Annotated in this window: 12 protein-coding genes and 2 tRNA genes; 5 read left to right on the top strand and 9 right to left on the bottom strand. The window is 69.6% G+C overall.

All coding sequences use genetic code 11. The features are described from left to right. Nucleotide 1 precedes the first annotated feature (1 nt). Nucleotides 2-880: an anti-sigma factor gene (locus ACTWLI_RS10865; protein ID WP_445153871.1), complete on the top strand. Its 879-nt coding sequence runs from the start codon at nt 2-4 to the stop codon at nt 878-880. 106 nt (nt 881-986) lie between these two features. Here the strand turns inward: ACTWLI_RS10865 and ACTWLI_RS10860 are convergent, their stop codons facing one another. The 6 genes from ACTWLI_RS10860 to ACTWLI_RS10835 all read right to left on the bottom strand — a co-directional run bounded on the left by ACTWLI_RS10860 (nt 987) and on the right by ACTWLI_RS10835 (nt 7,459). After that, nucleotides 987-2,429, bottom strand: coding sequence for a GntT/GntP/DsdX family permease (locus ACTWLI_RS10860; protein ID WP_445153870.1), 1,443 nt, complete (start codon nt 2,427-2,429; stop codon nt 987-989). Nucleotides 2,430-2,470: 41 nt separating this feature from the next. Next, nucleotides 2,471-3,004, bottom strand: coding sequence for a gluconokinase (locus ACTWLI_RS10855; RefSeq protein WP_445153869.1), 534 nt, complete (start codon nt 3,002-3,004; stop codon nt 2,471-2,473). A 74-nt stretch (nt 3,005-3,078) separates the two neighbouring features. After that, nucleotides 3,079-3,858, bottom strand: a complete 780-nt coding sequence (locus tag ACTWLI_RS10850) for a PIG-L deacetylase family protein (protein ID WP_445153868.1) — start codon at nt 3,856-3,858, stop codon at nt 3,079-3,081. 3 nt (nt 3,859-3,861) lie between these two features. Continuing rightward, nucleotides 3,862-4,815, bottom strand: a complete 954-nt coding sequence (locus ACTWLI_RS10845) for an electron transfer flavoprotein subunit alpha/FixB family protein (RefSeq protein WP_445153867.1) — start codon at nt 4,813-4,815, stop codon at nt 3,862-3,864. A 14-nt stretch (nt 4,816-4,829) separates the two neighbouring features. After that, complete coding sequence (locus tag ACTWLI_RS10840) at nt 4,830-5,642, bottom strand: electron transfer flavoprotein subunit beta/FixA family protein (protein WP_445153866.1); 813 nt, start codon at nt 5,640-5,642, stop codon at nt 4,830-4,832. A gap of 239 nt (nt 5,643-5,881) precedes the next feature. Beyond that, entirely contained in the window at nt 5,882-7,459 is a 1,578-nt protein-coding gene (locus ACTWLI_RS10835; RefSeq protein ID WP_445153865.1) for a trypsin-like peptidase domain-containing protein, read from the bottom strand. Nucleotides 7,460-7,765: 306 nt separating this feature from the next. On the opposite strand from ACTWLI_RS10835, the gene ACTWLI_RS10830 reads away from it, so the two are divergent. The 3 genes from ACTWLI_RS10830 (at nt 7,766) to ACTWLI_RS10820 (ending at nt 12,254) form a co-directional block, all read left to right on the top strand. After that, nucleotides 7,766-9,799 (top strand): TPM domain-containing protein, encoded by a 2,034-nt coding sequence (locus ACTWLI_RS10830; RefSeq protein WP_445153864.1) that lies wholly within the window; start codon nt 7,766-7,768, stop codon nt 9,797-9,799. 116 nt (nt 9,800-9,915) lie between these two features. Beyond that, nucleotides 9,916-10,704 carry a PspA/IM30 family protein gene (locus tag ACTWLI_RS10825; RefSeq protein ID WP_445153863.1) on the top strand — a complete coding sequence of 263 codons (789 nt, stop codon included), beginning with the start codon at nt 9,916-9,918 and terminating at the stop codon, nt 10,702-10,704. A 131-nt stretch (nt 10,705-10,835) separates the two neighbouring features. Continuing rightward, on the top strand, nt 10,836-12,254 hold the full coding sequence (locus ACTWLI_RS10820) for a cryptochrome/photolyase family protein (protein ID WP_445153862.1): 1,419 nt from the start codon (nt 10,836-10,838) through the stop codon (nt 12,252-12,254). 52 nt (nt 12,255-12,306) lie between these two features. Here the strand turns inward: ACTWLI_RS10820 and ACTWLI_RS10815 are convergent. Then, nucleotides 12,307-12,383, bottom strand: a tRNA-Met gene (locus ACTWLI_RS10815). Nucleotides 12,384-12,672: 289 nt separating this feature from the next. Between ACTWLI_RS10815 and ACTWLI_RS10810 the strand changes: the two genes are divergently transcribed. After that, nucleotides 12,673-14,250 carry an acyltransferase family protein gene (locus tag ACTWLI_RS10810; RefSeq protein WP_445153861.1) on the top strand — a complete coding sequence of 526 codons (1,578 nt, stop codon included), beginning with the start codon at nt 12,673-12,675 and terminating at the stop codon, nt 14,248-14,250. 94 nt (nt 14,251-14,344) lie between these two features. Here the strand turns inward: ACTWLI_RS10810 and ACTWLI_RS10805 are convergent. Both ACTWLI_RS10805 and ACTWLI_RS10800 read right to left on the bottom strand, forming a co-directional pair. After that, nucleotides 14,345-14,418 (bottom strand) — tRNA-Met (locus ACTWLI_RS10805). A 156-nt stretch (nt 14,419-14,574) separates the two neighbouring features. Further along, nucleotides 14,575-17,580: a UPF0182 family membrane protein gene (locus tag ACTWLI_RS10800; RefSeq protein ID WP_445153860.1), complete on the bottom strand. Its 3,006-nt coding sequence runs from the start codon at nt 17,578-17,580 to the stop codon at nt 14,575-14,577. Nucleotides 17,581-17,664: the final 84 nt, after the last annotated feature.

Genomic DNA, 17,664 nt, shown 5'->3' with positions numbered 1-17,664 from the left:
GATGAACGAGCAGAACGCACAGCCCGGCCCGACGCCCGCAGGCTTCACCGCCGACATCGCCGGTGACCTCAGCGCCGGGCGGGCCGCGGACCTCGCCGAAATCTACGCCCTGAACGCACTCGACGACGCCGAACGCACCGCCGTCGAACGCCATCTGGCGGACGCCGCCCCGGCCGAGCGCGCCGCATTCGACGAGCGCGTCCGGCAGGCCAGGGAAACCCTGGCCGTGAGTTTCAGCGCGGAGGAGGAACCCCCGGCCGGGCTCTTCGACCGTATCGTCGCCGCACTGCCGGCCCAGGCCGGGACGGCCGCCGGCCCGGAAGCCGCCTCCCCCGGGGCAGTCCCCGTGGTGGCACGCCCGGTCCGGGAGGGCTCCGCCGCCCCGGTCACCGATGAGCTCGGCGCCGCCCGGCAGCGCCGTGAGGAACGCCGCCGCCCCCAGGGCATGCGCAACTGGCTGGTGGGAGTCGCCGCGGCGGCCGCCATCGCGCTCGGCGGCGTCGGGGTGGGCGCCTACGTGGCCAACCAGAACGACCCGCTCGCCCAGGTCCGGCAGGCGTCCGACGTGCGCAAGGCGACCGTCGAGGTCGTCGGCGGCGGTACGGCGTCGCTGACCCTGTCGTCTTCCAAGGACGCCGCGGTTGTGGAAATGAATGGGGTACCCGCCCCGCCGGCCGGCAAGGTCTACCAGATGTGGCTGATCCCCAAGGACGGGTCCGCCCCGGTGTCCAAGGGGCTGATGGATGCCGCCGCACTGTCCAAACCCGCGATGGTCACCGGCATCGGCTCCGCGGCGGCGCTGGGCATTACGGTCGAACCCGCCGGCGGGTCGACGACCCCCACCATGCCGACGGTGGCGGCCGCCCCGCTGGGCGCCTAGCCGCCGTACGCGCGTAGCCGCACGTAGGCCACCCGCACGAAAAAGCCGCGCCGGCCCCGGAGATCCGGGGCCGGCGCGGCTTTTTCGTGGGCGGCCTGCCCGCCGCTCAGATGACCAGGGACAGCAGCATCACGAACCCGAAGCCCACCACGGAGATCAGGGTTTCCATGACGGACCAGGTCTTGAACGTCTGGCCGACGCTGAGGCCGAAGAGCTCCTTCACCAGCCAGAAGCCCGCATCGTTGACGTGCGAGAGGAAGAGCGAGCCGGCGCCGATCGCCAGGGCCAGCAGCGCCGCGTGGGTCGGGGACAGCGAGCCGGCCAGCGGCGCCACGATGCCGGCAGCGGTCACCGTGGCCACGGTGGCGGAACCGGTGGCCAGGCGCAGCGCGACGGCCACGATGAAGCCCAGGACCAGCACCGACATGTTCGCGCCCTCGGCCCACTTCTTGACGGCGTCCCCCACTCCGGCGCCGATCAGGGTTTGCTTGAAGCCGCCGCCGGCACCGACGATCAGCAGGATCGCCGCGATCGGTCCGAGGCTGGCGCCGATCCGGGTGGTGATCCCGTTGCCGGTGAACCCGACCGCGTAGCCGAAGGTGACGATGGCGAGCAGGACGGCGAGGGTCATGGCCACCAGCGGCTGGCCGACGAAGTCGAAGAAGACCCTGATCCAGGGTGCCGTGGCGGCGTCGGGCCACATGATGTCGACCACGGCTTTGAGCAGCATCAGCACGACCGGGAAGATGATCGTCAGCAGCGTCACGAGGAAGCTCGGCTGGCGCTTGACGCTGTCCGGCCCGCTGCCGGAGCCGTCGGCGGTGGCACCGGCGTCGGCCTGCCGGGTGTCGATGCCGCCGGCGACGGCGGGAGCACCCACGGGGACCCACCGGGCGGCGAGCCGGGAGAACAGCGGGCCGCAGATGATGACGGTCGGGACGGCGACCAGCAGCCCGAGCGCCAGCGTGGTCCCGAGTTCGGCCTTGACCGCACTGATCGCGATCAGCGGGCCCGGGTGCGGGGGCACGAGGCCGTGCAGCACGGAGAGCCCGGCCAGGGCGGGGATGGCGACGCGCATCAGCGGCATCCGGGACCGCTGGGTGACCAGGACGATGACCGGGAGCAGCAGCACGAGGCCGATCTCGAAGAACATGGGCAGGCCGATGATGACCGCGACCAGCGTGATGGACCAGACCACCTTGTTGCCAGTCGCCTTGGCGAGCAGGGTGTCAACCACCCGGTTGGCTCCGCCGGAGTCCGCCAGGAGCTTGCCGAGCATGGCGCCAAGCGCGATCAGCAGGCCGACCTCCTTCAGGACGCCGCCGACGCCGTCTTCGAAGTTGCTGACGACCTTGGCCAGTTCGACGCCGGAGGCCAGGCCGACGAAGGCCGAACCGAGCACGAGGGCGAGGAAGGGGTGGAGCTTGAACTTGGCGATCAAAACGACAATCAGGGCGATGCCGAGGGCGGCGACCACCAGGAGCTGGGTGTCGTGGCCGGTCCAGGCCTCGACAGCAGCCGGAAGCTGCAGTGCTGCAAGAGATTTCACAAGGGTTCCTAGCTAAGAAAGGGGGAAGGCGGACGGTACGCTCAGCGCGCTGCCGCGCCGGCACCGTCGAGGTTGAGCCGGTCGATGATTTCCTGGGCCTCGTCGGCCGGGGTTGCCCCGACCGAGAGGGTGATGGCGTTTTCGTCCGCCCCGGGGGCCTCCAGCGCTTCGAACTGCGACTCGAGCAGGGCCGGGGGCATGAAGTGGCCGTGCCGGGAGGCGAGCCGGTCCGAGATCCGGTCCTTGCTGCCCTCAAGGAAGACAAACACCACGCCCTCGCCCCGCAGGATGTCCCGGTAGCGTTTCTTCAGCGCGGAGCAGGTTACGACGCCGGGGGTGCCGGCGTCGGTGTGCGCCTGGATCCAGGCGGCGATGCGCTCCAGCCAGGGCCAGCGGTCTTCGTCCGTCAGGGGCTGCCCGGCATGCATTTTGGCCACGTTGGAGGCCGGGTGCAGGTCGTCGCCTTCGGCGAGGTCCCAGCCGAGCCGGCCGGCCAGCAGGCCGGCCACCGTGGACTTGCCCGATCCCGAGACACCCATGATCACGAGCACGGGGCGCTGCGCAGTCTTCGCCATTAAAGTCTGCCTTCCATCAATAAATATGATTTAAACAATGGCAAGCATATGGCAGCGGTCACGCTCGGGCAACACTAGAAGCCGGCGATGGTTCCCGGGCCGTTGACGGCGACGACGTGGAAGGCCTCGGCGCTGCTCCCGTCGGGCAATCCGGCCCGCTCCCCGTTCGCGGCGAGCTGTCCACGGACGGTGCGTTCCATCGCCCCGGCGTCGGGATGCTGGCTGACATGGATGTGGATGGCGGCCAGCTTCTGCTCCACGTGGGCGGTGACGTCCGCGAAGTGGTTTTCCCGTTCCGCGGGTCCGGCGTACAGCCACAGCCAGGGCAGCTTGTAGGCCTCGAGTCCGGCGGCGGCGAGTTCGGGATAGGCGAAGGGGTTTTCCAGCGCCGGGTAGACCGCCCGGGTGACGGCCTCCCCCACGGCCAGGTGGTCCGGGTGGCTCTTCTGGATCCGGGTCCAGTTCCGCTCCGGGTGCATGGCGAGCACGACGTCGGGGCGGAGCCGGCGGATCAGGCGGACGACCTCGCGGATGACCTCGTGGGACGGTTCGAGGTAGCCGTCGCGCTGGTGGAGGTAGTGGATATCGGTGACGCCGACGAGTGCCGCGGCGCGCTCCTGTTCCTCGGTGCGCAGCCGGACGATCTCCTCCCGCTGCTCCGGGTCGAAGCCGCCGGCATCGCCGTCGGTCATGATGCAGTAGCTGACCTCTACGCCGGCGGCGGTCCAGGCCGCGATGGTTCCGGCTGCCCCGAAGTCGATGTCGTCGGGGTGGGCGGCGAAACAAAGCACCCGCCCGACCCGGTTGCGGTCCGGATCGAACGGGCTTTGTGCCGCGGGGGCGATCGTGCTCAATAGTCAGCCTTTGCGCTTGAGGATTTCTTCGGTGGCCTGCGGCAGCACCTCGAACAGGTCGCCGACGATGCCGAAGTCCGCGATCTCGAACACCGGCGATTCGGCGTCCTTGTTGACCGCCACAATCACCTGGGCGGTCTGCATGCCGGCCTTCTGCTGGATCGCCCCGGAGATGCCGGCGGAGATGTAGAGCTGCGGGGAGACGGTCTTGCCGGTCTGGCCGATCTGCGCGTCGTGGCCGATCCAGCCTGCGTCCGTGGCTGCCCGGGACGCGCCGATGGCGGCACCCAGGGCATCCGCGAGGTCCTCGAGCGGGCCGAAGTTGCCGTCCACGCCGCGGCCGCCGGCGACCACGATCCGCGCTTCGGACAGCTCGGGGCGGCCGCTGGCGGGCTTTTCACTGCGCGCCGTGACCCGCGCCGACGCGGCCGTGGCCGTCTCGGGGACCTTGACGGTGGCCGGCTGCGGGGCCGTGCCGGTCACCGCAGGCTCGGGGGTGACGCTGTTGGGTTTGACGGTCAGGACGGCCACCGGGGTGGTGGCCCGGGCCGTGGTCATGTAAGCGCCGGCAAGTACGGACTTGTGGGCGGTGCCGTCCGGGTCGACGGCGACGACGTCCGTGATGACTCCGGCGCCGAGCTTGATGCCCATCCGGGCCGCGACTTCCTTGCCCTCGGCGGAGTTCTCGACCAGCACGATGGACGCTCCGGAGTCCTGCACGGCGGCCGCCAGGTAGGAAGCCTTCGGTCCGACGAGGTAGTCGTCCAGGTCCGCGGCGGACGGCCGGTACAGGGCCTGCGCGCCGTATTCGCCCAGGGCAGCGACGACGCCGTCCTGCAGTTCGCCGTTGAACGCCACCGCCGGCTCGCCCAGCGACCGGGCGATGGTGAGCAGCTCGAGGCTGGACTTTTTCAGGGCCTCGCCCGGGGTATCGATGAATACCAGTACTTTTGCCATGTCTCGGTCTCCCCTTAGAGCAGCTTCTGCGCGGCCAGGAACTCGACCAGCCTGATGCCGGCGTCGCCCTCATCGGTGATGATGGTCCCTGCGGTCCGCGGCGGCCGGGGCTCGGCGGCGTCGACGGCGGTCCAGGACCCGGCCAGTCCCACGTGGGCCGGATCGACGCCGATGTCGGCCAGCGTGAGAGTGGTGATGGTCTTCTTCTTTGCCGCCATGATCCCCTTGAAGTTCGGGTAGCGCGGCTCATTGATCTGGTCCGTGACCGAGACAACGGCCGGCAGGTCCGCCTCGACGGTGTCGGCATGCGTGCCGCCGTCGCGGCGGGCGGTGAGCTTGCCGCCGTCGAGGGTGAGGGAGGAGGCGAACGTCACCTGGGGCAGGCCCAGGCGTTCCGCGAGCTGGGCCGGGACCAGCGAGGTCTCCCCGTCGGTGGACGCCATGCCGGTCAGGACCAGGTCCGCCGGGGTGTCGGCGCCGAGGTGGCGGATCGCCGCGGCCAGCGCGAGGGAGGTGGCTGCGGCGTCGGAGCCCGCGAGCGCGTCGTCGCTCAGGTGCACGCCCTCGGTGGCGCCGATCTGCAGGGACTTCTTCACCGCGTTGACGGCTCCGGCCGGGCCCATGCTCAGGGCGATGACCTTGTTTCCGGCGGCTTCCCCGCCGCGGGTCTCGATCAGTTGGAGGGCCGCTTCCAGGGCGTATTCGTCCAGTTCGGACAGGATGCTTTCGGACCGGTCGGTGGTGTTGGCGGCGCCGCCGAGGTGCCGGTCGAACTGTGCGTCCGGTACGTGCTTGACCAGCACAATGATCTTCAAAGTCTCTTCCACTGTGTCTACAGCAGCCTTCCGTGCGGTGGGCAGCCGGCCGGGCGGGGCCGTGGCCTGGGATCGCCCCGGGAGTGCCGGGATGCTCCTAGCTAACCATATAGCGCGGGGCCGGGGCCGCCCCGGTTAACCCCTGTGGCGGCGGGCGGCCGGGCGGGGCGTGGAGCGCACCGGGCGCAACGCCGGCCGGCGCCCCGTGGGGCACCGGCCGGCGTTGGCGGCCCGGGGGCCGGGATGGGTGGTTACTGCTCGGCGGCGGCGCCGAGGGTGACCTCGAGTTCCTTCTCCTGGCCGCCCCGCAGGACCGTGACCTTCACGGTGGCCCCGGCGGCCTGTTCGCGGACCGCAGCCGTCAGCTGGTTCGGGTCGCTGATGGTCCGGTCCTGGAACTTGGTGATCACGTCCCCGACCTTGATCCCGGCCTTGTCGGCGGCGGAGCCGGATTCGACCGTGGCGACGTCGGCGCCGACCGAGAAGCCGGAGGACGCCGAACCTGCCGCCTTGGACTTCACGCTCACGCCGAGCTGGCCGTGGGTGGCCTTCCCGTTGCTGATGATCTCCTGCGCGACGCGCTTGGCGTGGTTGATCGGGATGCTGAACCCGACACCAATGTTGCCGTTGCTGCCGCCGGCCCCGCTGCCGCCCGCCGAGGCGATCGCGACGTTGACGCCGATGATTTCGCCCTTGCTGTTCACCAGCGCGCCGCCGGAGTTGCCGGGGTTGATCGCCGCGTCGGTCTGGATGACGTTGATCGAGATGCTGCCCTGGTCCGCCGCGTTCGGGGCCTGCCCGCCGCCCGGAGGGGCGAACTGGAAGCCCTGGTCACCGCCCTGGGAGTTGTCGGCGCCGTCCTTGGGCGCCGCGGAGGAGGCCACGCTGATCGTGCGGTTCAGGGTGGAGACGATGCCGTCGGTTACGGTTCCGGTCAGGCCCAGCGGGGAGCCGATGGCCACCGCCGTGTCACCGACGTTGAGTTTGCTCGAATCGCCCAGCGTGGCCGGGACCAGGCCCTCGGGGTTGTCCACCTTGATCACGGCCAGGTCCGAGAGGGGGTCCGTGCCGACGATTTTCGCGGTCAGCACCTTGCCCTCGCTGGTGCGGACCTCGACGGCGGCGTTGGCCGTCTTGCCGTCCAGGGTGACCACGTGCGTGTTGGTCAGAATGTGGCCGTCCCCATCGAGGATGATGCCCGAGCCGGTGCCGCCGTCGCTGCCGCTGGTGGCCTTGATGGTGACGACGCTCGGAGAGGCTTTCAGGGCCGCCGCCGTAATGGCGTTGACATCGTCCTTGTTGTTGACGATCACCGTGCCGGCCTGGCTGCTGCCGCCGGCCGACGCCACGGGACGGGTGCCCAGCAGCGCATTGCTGCCGGCGACGACGCCGCCGCCCACCAGGCCGGCGGCCAGGATGCTGGCGACGAGCGTCGGGACCCCGAACGCCGCCTTGCGCTTGGGGGCGTTGCTGGGGTGGTTGAACGCGCTGCCCTGGCCGTACCCGCCCGCCGGGGGCTGGTGCGGGGGCTGGTGCTGGCCCGCGTAGCTTCCGTACGGGCTCTGGTTCTGCGCGTAAGCGGCGCCGGGCTGCTGGGCCGGGGCACCGAACTGCTCGGTGGCGGGTGCGGAGTGCTGGCCGTAGCCGGGCTGGTGCTGCGGGTAGACGGGCCGCGGCGCGTCGCCGGCCGGCCGGTCCAGCCGCATCGTGGGATTTTCCGGAGCTGAGCCCTCAGCCGCAGCGGCGTGCGGGGCCCCGGCCGCGTCGGCCGGTTCCCGGTTCTTCGCAGCGGGATCCGGCGACGGGCCCTGCGTTGGGTTCTCAGTCATGGGACTTCCTTTCATCCTTGTCTGCAGACAATTATGGTCGTCCCGGCTGGAACAAGAGCGGACGTTCGCTGGGAGGTTCCTGAACGGCGGGCCCTCCCCCGGCGGCTTCCGGAGCCGCTCCCGCGCAGGCTTCAGCGCGTTTCGCTGGTGGCATATTCCCGCCGGTGGACGGCCTCCGGGGTGCACCATAGAATCAAATGGAATTGCCACAGCGACCTGCGGCTTTACACCTGCGTGGGGGCGCTGTTGCGTTCTGTGACGACCGGCTCGGCCCGATCCGGTCACAGACGTGCTGAAGGGTTGCACATGCGGTCAATGATGAAACGAATCCTCGCCGTCCTGGGCGTCGCCGGGCTGCTGGTGCTTCCCGCGGCCCCCGCGCTGGCCGAGGACCCTGTGACGCTGGACCCTGCGAGCAAGGTTGTCGACTCGGCCGGAGTGCTGGGCGGCAAGAAGCCGGACGTCGAAGCCGCCATCAAAAAGCTCGGAACCGACCACCAGATGAATCTCTACGTGGTCTACGTCAAGACGTTCCAGAATCCCACCGACAGCGGCCAGTGGGCAGAGACCGTGGCGGAGAAAGCCAACCTCGGCCCCAATTCGCTGCTGCTCGCCGTGGCCACCGAGGCCCGCAAGTACCAGCTGAGCAAGCCGGTCAACAGCAAGATCACCAACGCCCAGCGCGAGAACATCATCAAGAACGCTGTCGACCCCCAGCTGCGTAACGGCGACTACGCCCAGGCCGCGATCGACACGGCCGCGGCCATCGGTGACGCGGCCGGCGGCGGCAGCGGTTCGGTGCCCTCCGGAGCCGGGAACGGCGTCCTAGTCGGGGTCGGTGTGGTGGCAGCCGGCGGCGTCGGCACCTACCTGTACCTGCGCAACCGGCGCAGGAAGGCGGCCGCGGCAGGCGGCGCCGGACAGGGTACGGAAGCCGCCCTGGACCCGCTGGCCGGCCTCAGCATCGAGGAGCTCCGCCGCCGGAGCGGTTCGCTGCTGATCGAAGCGGATGACGCGATTAAGTCCAGCGAGCAGGAGCTTGGCTTCGCGCAGGCGCAGTACGGCGACGCCGCCGTCGGGAACTTCACCAAGGCACTCCAGGATGCCAAGGCGCACATGTCCGAGTCCTTCAAACTGCAGCAGCAGCTCGACGACCACATCCCGGACACCGAGGAGCAGCAGCGCTCGTGGCTTGGCGAAATCATCCGCCGTTCCGAGGCCGCGCTGTCCTCCCTGCAGGAGCAGAAGGCGGACTTCGATTCGCTGCGGGAACTTGAGAAGAACGCCCCGCAGGCGCTGGCTGCCGTCGGCACCGGCGCCGCCGAGGCGGAGGCGAAGATCGCCGCCGCGGAGGTGTCCCTGACGGACCTCCGCGCCCGGTACGCGGAGAGTGCCCTGGTCCAGGTGGCGGACAACATCACCCAGGCCAAGGAGCGGCTGGCCTTCGTCCAGAACGCCTCCGCCACGGCGCGGGAGAAGCTCGACGCCGGCGAGGGCAGCCTCGCCGCCGTCGCCGTCCGGGCCGCCGAGGAAAGCCTGCACCAGACGAACGTGCTGCTCGGGGCCATCACCAAGGTTGCCGGCAACCTGGACGAGGCCCGCAACGGGCTCGAGTCCGCCGTCGTCGACACCGCCCAGGACCTCGCCCAGGCCCGGGCCATGATCCAGTCCGGGGCACACCCGGAGCTGGCCGGCCCGGTAGCCGGCGTCGAGGCGGCCCTGGCCCAGGTCAAGGCCGAGATCCAGGGCGGCAAGATCGACCCGGTCGCCACCCTGGAACGGGTGGAGAACGCCCACCAGTCCCTGGACCAGGCCCTCACCGGCATCCGCGACCAGCAGGAACAGGCCCGCCGCGCGCAGGCCTCGCTGCAGCAAAGCATCATGTCGGCGCAGGCGCAGATCAGTGCCACGTCCGACTACATCACGGCCCGCCGGGGCGGCGTCGGCACGGAGGCCCGGACCCGGCTCGCCGAGGCCCAGCGCAACCTGGACTACGCCCTGTCCATCTCCCGCACCGACCCGGTCACGGCCCTGCAGTACGCGCAGCAGGCCCATGCCCTCGCCGCGCAGGCCGCGCAGCAGGCGCAGGCGGACGTGGACCACTTCGGCGGTTACGCCAACCAGGGCTACGGCCGCGGCGGCATGTTCGGCGGCGGGGGCGGAGGCGGCCTCGGCGGCGCCATCCTCGGCGGCATCCTGATTAACTCGATCCTGCACGGCGGCGGCAACGGCGGAGGCGGCTGGGGCGGCGGAGGCGGCTGGGGCGGCGGCGGAGGCTGGGGCGGCGGGGACTCCGGCGGCGGCTGGGGCGGAGATTTTGGCGGCGGCGGCGACTTTTAGCCGGCCGGCCAGAGGCTAGGCGCCGGCGGAAGCGTTCCGCCCGGCGGGTAGAAGCGGTACATTTCACTGTTCACCGGATCCAGTGGGCTCCACTGGATAGGACGAAAGGTAACACCATGGTTAAGCAGTCCATTTTCGGCCGCATGGCGCAGCTGGCGAAGGCGAACATCAACTCCCTCCTGGACCAGGCGGAGGACCCGCAGAAGATGCTGGACCAGATGGTCCGCGACTACACGAACAACATTGCCGAAGCCGAGTCGGCGGTTGCCCAGACCATCGGCAATCTGCGGATGCTCCAGGACGACTACAACGAGGATGTCAAGAACGCCCAGGACTGGGGCAACAAGGCCCTCGCCGCCTCGCGCAAGGCCGATGAGTACCGCGCCAAGGGCGACATCGTGGATGCCGAGAAGTTCGACAACCTCGCCAAGGTGGCCCTGCAGCGGCAGATCACCTCGGAGAACGAGGCGAAGTCCGCCGAGCCGAGCATCGCTTCCCAGACCGAGGTCGTGGACAAACTCAAGCACGGCCTGGACCAGATGAAGGGCAAGCTCAACGAGCTCACCAGCAAGCGCAACGAGCTGGTTGCGCGCTCCAAGACGGCCGCGGCGCAGTCGCAGGTCCACGATGCGCTCAAGAGCATCGACATCATGGACCCGACCTCCGAGGTGGGCCGTTTCGAAGAGAAGATCCGCCGCGAAGAGGCCAAGGTCCGGGGCCAGCAGGAGCTGGCCGCGTCCAGCCTCGATGCGCAGTTCAATTCCCTGGAGGACCTGGGCGAGCAGACCGAGATTGAGGCCCGGCTGGCGGCCCTGAAGTCCGGCGGCACGACCCAGGCCCTCGGCGCCGGCAACGGCTCGGCCGCCCGCAGCACCGTTGATGAGGCGGACTTCGACAAGCTCTAGGCCGGACGTTGCCGGCACAGCCGGCACCCGGCGGGCAGGGGCCGGGCCCCGCGGACTTTTCCGCAGGCCCGGCCCCTGCTGTGTCCGCCGCCCGCGGCGCCGGGACCGCGGCGATCCAGTAGCGTGGAGCCATGTCTTCGACCCTTGTCTGGCTCCGCGACGATCTCCGCCTGGACGACAACCCTGCCCTGGCGGAGGCAGCGGCTGCCGGCAGTCCGCTGACCGTCGTGTACGTCCTGGACGAGGAATCCCCCGGCGTCCGGCCTCTGGGCGGCGCGGCCCGGTGGTGGCTGCACCACTCGCTCGAGGCGCTGGCGGCAGACCTCACGGCGGCAGGGTCGCGGCTGCTCCTGCGTCGCGGGCCGGCGGGACAGGTGATCCGGGAGCTCGCCGAGGAGACCGGCGCCGACCGTTTGCTCTGGAACCGCCGCTACGGCGGCCCGGAGCGGACCATAGACGCCGGCCTCAAGGAATGGGCCGGCGGCCACGGGATCAGCGCCGAAAGTTTCCAGGCCAGCCTCATGTTCGAGCCGTGGACGGTCCGCACCGGCTCCGGCGGACCCTATAAGGTCTTCACCCCGTTCTGGCGCGCCTGCCTCGACGCGGCCGAGCCCCGGCAGCCCCTTGAGGCCCCGGACCGGCTCCCGGGCCCGGCGAAAGCCGGCGGCGGGAAACTGCCGGCAAGCGAGGTGCTGGCCGGCTGGGGCCTGCTCCCCCGGCGCCCGGACTGGAGCGCCGGGCTCGCCGAAGAGTGGACCCCGGGCGAAGCGGGCGCACACGCCCGGCTGGAGGACTTCCTGGACGGGCCGGTGTCCGACTACGGCACCGGCAGGAACATCCCCGGCGAGGAGGGCACCAGCAGGCTTTCCCCGCACCTGCGGTTCGGCGAGATCAGCCCGTTCCGGGTCTGGCAGGCGCTCCGGGAGCGGTTCCCGCACCGTGCGCCGGCCGACGTCGGGATCTTCCGTTCCGAGCTCGGCTGGCGGGAATTCTGCTGGCAACTGCTCTACGAAAATCCGGAGCTGGCGACCCGCAACTATCGGCCCGAGTTTGACCGCTTCGGCTGGCGGACGCCGTCGGACGACGAATTGCAGGCCTGGCACCAGGGCCGCACCGGGTATCCTCTCGTGGACGCCGGCATGCGCCAGCTCTGGCAGACCGGGTGGATGCACAACCGGGTGCGGATGGCGGCGGCGTCGTTCCTGGTCAAGAACCTGCTGGCGGACTGGCGCAGCGGTGAGGCGTGGTTCTGGGACACGCTGGTGGATGCGGATGCCGCCAGCAACCCGGCGAATTGGCAGTGGGTCGCCGGGTCCGGGGCGGATGCCTCCCCCTACTTCCGGATCTTCAACCCCGTCACCCAAAGCAAGAAGTTCGATCCGGCCGGCCGGTACCTGCGCCGCTTCATTCCCGAGCTTGCCGGGCTGGAGGACAAGGCAGTGCACGAACCCTGGAAGGCCGCCCCGGAAGGCTACCCGGAGCCGCTGGTGGGGCTGCCGGAGTCCAGGGCGCGGGCGCTGGAGACCTACCAGCGGCTCAAGGACGGGTAGGAACCAACAAAGGCCCGGATCCGTAGATCCGGGCCTTTGCCGTGTACTGCATTGGTTGCGGGGACAGGATTTGAACCTGTGACCTCTGGGTTATGAGCCCAGCGAGCTACCGAACTGCTCCACCCCGCGTCGCTTGTTCAACACTACCCTACTTTCGGCGGCCCCACGACCAGGGCCGTCGCATGCCCCCTGGAACGCCCCGCCTCCTCCCCAAGGGTGCCCGCTCCGGCGGCAGCGGGACCGGTGAGGCGTGGACCGCGCCGGACGGGACCGGTAAGCTCCGAAGAACCGGCCCGACAGCTGGTCTGCGTCAGTTCGACGGCCAACGGCCGGCGGGCCGTGTCCTACGCCCGTGGCGCCGGCATTCCAGGCGCAGCCGCAGCCGCGGCAATCCTCGGGAACGCTAAGAGGAACCAGCATGAGCACAGTGATGTCGACCAGGCCCGCGCCTCACGCCGCGGCCCGGGACCGCTATCTGGACCTGCTTCGCGCGATCGCCCTGGTCCGGGTGGCGGCCTACCATACCTTCGCCGGCGCGGTCTGGCTGAGCTTGGTCTTCCCGTCGATGGGTGTCATGTTTGCCCTCGCAGGTTCGCTCATGGCCCGCTCCCTTGAACGCCCCGCCCTCGGCGTGCTGAGAAGCCGCACCCGCCGGCTGCTGATCCCCCTGGCGGTGTACAGCGCCACCGTCCTGGTCCTCCTCCTGTGGGAGGGGTGGACGCCTGACCAGGAGGCGGGAGGGTCCTGGCTTCAAACGGTCTTCTGGTTCGTCCCCGTGGCGGACCCGCCCTTTCCGCAGGACATCGGCACCGATGAAGGCCTCGTGGAAGCGTCCTGGGCGGCCCAGGCCGAAGAGATCCTGTGGTACATCCGGGCGTACTTCTGGTTCATGCTGCTCTCGCCGCTGCTGCTCACATCCTTCCGCCGGTTTCCGTGGGCCACCCTGCTGGCCCCGCTGGCTCTCATGGCTGTCCTCGGCACGACAGCCGTCACACTGCCGGGCTGGGCATCGACCGGAATCACGGACTTCGCCACCTACGGCTTCTGCTGGGTCCTTGGATTCGCCCACTACCAGGGGCTCCTGCGCGAACTGCCGCTGCGGCTGGTCTACACCGTGGGGCCGGTTCTCATGGCCTTGGGCTTCCTCTGGGCCATGACCCACCTGGAAGACTCGGCCTGGGACCTTAACGACATTCCGCTCGCACAGGCGCTGTGGTCAGCGGGCTTCTGTGCAATGCTGCTGCGGATCTCACCGGCGTGGCAGGCACTGCCCCGCCCCCTGCGCTTCCTGGACGGTGCCGTCACGCTGATGAACAGCCGGGCCATGACCATCTATCTCTGGCACAACCTGTTGCTGGTGGTCACCGTGGTGATCACCGACAGGCTCGACGAGATTGACGCACTCACCGCGGCCGCGTCATGGGCGCTGGACAGCGAGTGGATCCAGTTCGCCGCGGTCTGGCTCCTCCTGGCTCTGGTGTTCGTCACCATCGGCTGGGTGGAAGATGTCGCAGCGAGGCGTCCCCCGCAACTGTGGCCAACCGGCCCGGCCCGGCCGGCCGCCGGACCGAAGGCTGGACCGGCCCCGCAGGCCGTCGGACCGAAGGCTGGACCGGCCCGGCCTGAACCCGCGGCGGAACCCGCCGGACGGGAGGGACTGACTGTCCTGCCCCTTACCGGCCGGACCGGCCCGGTCCGCGCCTTCAAGTGTTCCCTCCCGGCCGGATCCGGCGGGCTTCGGCCCGAACCGCTGGCACACGCGGGCGAGGAATCGGTCTATGTCCTGAGCGGCCGCCTCAGCCTGGTGCTGGGCGAAAGGACGTTGGTCCTGCGCCCCGGCGAGAGCGAGGGCTTCGATCCCCGGCTTCCTCATGCCTTCGGGCGCGCCGGCACCGAAGCCGTGGAGTTTCTCATCTTCTCCGGCCAGCCCCGCGAACGGGTCGGGATGCCCGACGCCGGGGACGCGCCGGCGCTGTGCGTCACCTCGCAGGCCTGAGTCGTCGACGGCCGGGGCGGGATGCGCCGTCGGCGCGGGAGCGCGGAAAGCAGAAAGTCCGGAACACCGTTCAGTGTTCCGGACTTTCTCTCAGTTGCGGGGACAGGATTTGAACCTGTGACCTCTGGGTTATGAGCCCAGCGAGCTACCGAACTGCTCCACCCCGCGTCGCAAGAATTACTTTACCGGGCGGTGAACGCAGGGCCAAATCGGGACGGCGTGATGTGCGTCGCAGGGTCCCCCGGACCGTGCACGGCGAAGGCCGGGCCCCGCGCCCCGGAGAGCGTGGAACCCGGCCTTCGGCGGGAGACTGCCCGCGGCAGCCTAGCCGCTCGGCGTCGGCGACGGCGAGGCCGACGGCGACGGGCTGGCGGACGGTGCCGGGCTGGCGGGTGCGGCGCCGATCTTGGCCTCCGCATCGATCGCCCGCTGGAGGGCCGCCGACAGCTTCTTCTGCTGCTCGCCGTAGGCCGCGAAGTCGCCCTTGGCCAGCGCCTCCTGGCCGGCCTTGATCGCGGCGTTCGCCTCATCGAGGGCCGCCTTGAGCGCCGCCTTGGCGTCGGTCGAGCCTCCGGTGGCCGGGGGCGTTGCCCCCGGGGCCGGGCTGGCAGGGGTCTTGCCGTTGTTCGGGGCGTCGCCGGCCGTGGCTCCGGACCGGCCGCCGAACAGCTGGTTCAGCGCCTCGTCCAGGGTCGGCGCGAACCCGATCTTGTCGCCGAAGGCCACGAGCACGCGCTGCAGCGTCGGGTAGGACGTTTCGCCGGTGGACTTCAGGTAGACCGGCTGGACGTAGAGCAGGCCGCCACCCACAGGAAGGGTCAGCAGGTTGCCGTTGAGCACCGCCGAGGCACCCTGCCGCAGCAGGTTCAGGGCCTGCGACACGGTGGGATCGGAGTTGAACTTGTTCTGCGCCTGTCCGGGGCCGGGGACCTGGGTCTCCGGCGGGATCTGCAGCAGCCGCAACTGGCCGTAGCTCTCGGCCTTGACGCCCTTCTTGTTGCCGGCGTCGGAGTCAGCGGCCAGGAAGCCGTAGAGCACGTTGCGGGCGCTGCCGTTGACCACCTGCGGGATGAACGAGGAGGTCAGCTGGAAGGCCGGCTTTTCCTGGTCGGGCATCTGCAGCGACATGTAGAACGGCGGCTGCTTGACGCCCTCCTCCTTGACGGTCGGATCGTTCGGCACGCTCCAGGCGTCGTTGTTGGTGAAGAAGCTGTCCGGGTTCGTCACGTGGTAGCGGCCCAGAAGTTCCCGCTGGACCTTGAACAGGTCCTCCGGGTACCGCACGTGGCTCATGAGCGCCCCGGACATCTCCGAATAGGGCTTCAGCGAGGACGGGAAGACGTTCTGCCAGGACTTCAGGACCGGGTCCTGGTCGTCCCAGGCGTAGAGCGTGACGGAACCGTCGTACGCGTCCACCGTGGCCTTGACCGAGTTGCGGATGTAGTTCACCGAGTTGCTCGGCAGCGCCGCGGTGCGGCCGGCGGACGTCTGCGAATCGCGGGTGGCGTCCGAGAGCTGCTCCTGCTGCGAGTACGGGAAGTACGGGCTCGTGGTGTAGCCGTCCACGATCCACTTGACGCGGCCGTCGACGACGGCCGGGTAGGCGTTGCCGTCCACGGTCAGGTACGGGGCGACCTTCTCCACCCGGTCCTTGGGGTTGCGGTCGTAGAGGATCTGCGACTCGGCGTTCACGCCGTCGGACAGCAGCAGGTCCGAGGACTGGAACTTGATCGCGTAGAGGATCTTGTTGAAGAAGCTGCCCACGTTGGGGCCGCCGTTGCCGGTGAAGGTGTACTGCGTACCGGCGTCGCCCTCCTTCGCGGCGGGGCGGTCCTGCTCGCGGTGCGGGGCACCCTCGGGGGCGCCGACGATCGAGTAGTCCGGCGAGTTTTCGCCGAAGTAGATCCGCGGCTGGTAGCTGGTGTCGGTGCCCAGCACGCCCGTGGACGGGATGCCGGACTGCAGGAATTCGGGCTTGCCGTCCGCGGTGAACTTGTTGCCCTTGGCCGCGACCACGCCGTAGCCGTGCGTGTAGACCACGTGCTTGTTCAGCCAGGACTGCTGGTTGGTGGCCAGGCCCGCGGGGTTCAGTTCACGCACCGCAATCACCGTGTCCTGGATCTTGCCGTTCACCTCGTAGCGGTCCACATTCAGGGTGCTCGGGAACTGGTAGTACGGCCGGTACTGCTCGAGCTGGGAGAACGCGTCGGAGATGAGGTTCGGATCCAGCAGCCGGATGTTGGCGGTGGTCTGCGCGTCCGGGGCGAGCGCGCCGGTGGTCGCATTCGTGGTGGCCTCGTAGCGTTTCTCCTGGATCTTATCCAGGCCGTACGCAGCGCGGGTCATGGTGATGTTGCGCTTGATGAACTCGTTTTCCAGCGTCTGCTCGGAGGGGCGGACCTGGAACTGCTGGATGACCCAGGGGTAGACGCCGCCGGCCAGGATGGAGGTGATGACCAGCATCGCGGTGCCGATCACCGGCAGCCGCCATTTGCCGATCACGGCCGCCACGATGAAGAGCACCGCCACGATGGCCGCCGCCACGGCGAGGATCGCCTTGGTCGGGATCACCGCGTTTACGTCGGTGTAGAGCGCACCGGCCCAGCGGCCGCCGTTGTTCAGCACCGCGGAATAGCGGTCCAGCCAGAAATTGACGCCCAGCAGCAGCAGGAAGGAGGCGCCGGTGACGGCGATGTGGATCTGCGCGGCGCGGCTGGTGAACACCCCGCGCTCCATCAGCCGGATGCTGCCGTAGAGGTAGTGCGTGAGGATGCCCGCGACGCCGGCGACGACGGCGACGCTGATCAGGAACCCGGTGACGAAGCCCAGGAACGGCAGCGTCATCAGGTAGAAGCTGATGTCCAGGTTGAACTGCGGGTCGTTGCGGCCGAAGGGCTCCTGGTTCAGGAACAGCAGCACCTTCTGCCACTGGCTCGCTGCGGCGCTGCCGGCAAAGAGGCCGAAGAGGACCGGCAGGCCGATCATGACCACGCGGCGGATCGGCTCCAGCTGGGCCTGGTAGCGGTTGAGGTTGTCCCGGACGTCCGCGTCCGGGGCGTAGACCGGCCGGGCGGTGTAGGCGATGCGGATCGCGAAGAACACGGCGGCGAACATCACCGCGAAGCCGGCCAGGAAGATGGCGATCCGCGCGAGGTTCTCGGTCAGGAAGACTTCGAAGAAGCCCAGCTGCTGGTACCAGAGGACGTCCGTCCAGACATTGGCAAAGAATATGAAGCCGACCACGATGAGGGCGACGACAATCAGCGTGGGCGTCAGGGCGCCTCGCCGTTGGTGGGGCCTTCCGGGTGGGACGGTGCTGGGACGGGACAAACTCGGTACCTCATCGCTGGTCTCAGTGCTGCTGGTTTTCAGTTGTCAGGCTTCGCTGGCGCGGGCGGCCTTCATTTAGTGCCA

It is taken from the genome of Arthrobacter sp. Hor0625 (assembly GCF_052567525.1).
The sequence above is the reverse complement of the archived record's forward strand: the minus strand, read 5'-3'. Positions and strand labels throughout refer to the sequence as shown.

What these genes read in the sequence shown, in the direction of transcription:
- ACTWLI_RS10825 (WP_445153863.1), top strand. Translation starts at nt 9,916, where the DNA reads ATGGTTAAGCAGTCCATTTTCGGCCGCATGGCGCAGCTGGCGAAGGCG.
- ACTWLI_RS10830 (WP_445153864.1), top strand. Translation starts at nt 7,766, where the DNA reads ATGCGGTCAATGATGAAACGAATCCTCGCCGTCCTGGGCGTCGCCGGG.
- ACTWLI_RS10820 (WP_445153862.1), top strand. Translation starts at nt 10,836, where the DNA reads ATGTCTTCGACCCTTGTCTGGCTCCGCGACGATCTCCGCCTGGACGAC.
- ACTWLI_RS10855 (WP_445153869.1), bottom strand. Translation starts at nt 3,004, where the DNA reads ATGGCGAAGACTGCGCAGCGCCCCGTGCTCGTGATCATGGGTGTCTCG.
- ACTWLI_RS10835 (WP_445153865.1), bottom strand. Translation starts at nt 7,459, where the DNA reads ATGACTGAGAACCCAACGCAGGGCCCGTCGCCGGATCCCGCTGCGAAG.
- ACTWLI_RS10845 (WP_445153867.1), bottom strand. Translation starts at nt 4,815, where the DNA reads ATGGCAAAAGTACTGGTATTCATCGATACCCCGGGCGAGGCCCTGAAA.
- ACTWLI_RS10865 (WP_445153871.1), top strand. Translation starts at nt 2, where the DNA reads ATGAACGAGCAGAACGCACAGCCCGGCCCGACGCCCGCAGGCTTCACC.
- ACTWLI_RS10810 (WP_445153861.1), top strand. Translation starts at nt 12,673, where the DNA reads ATGAGCACAGTGATGTCGACCAGGCCCGCGCCTCACGCCGCGGCCCGG.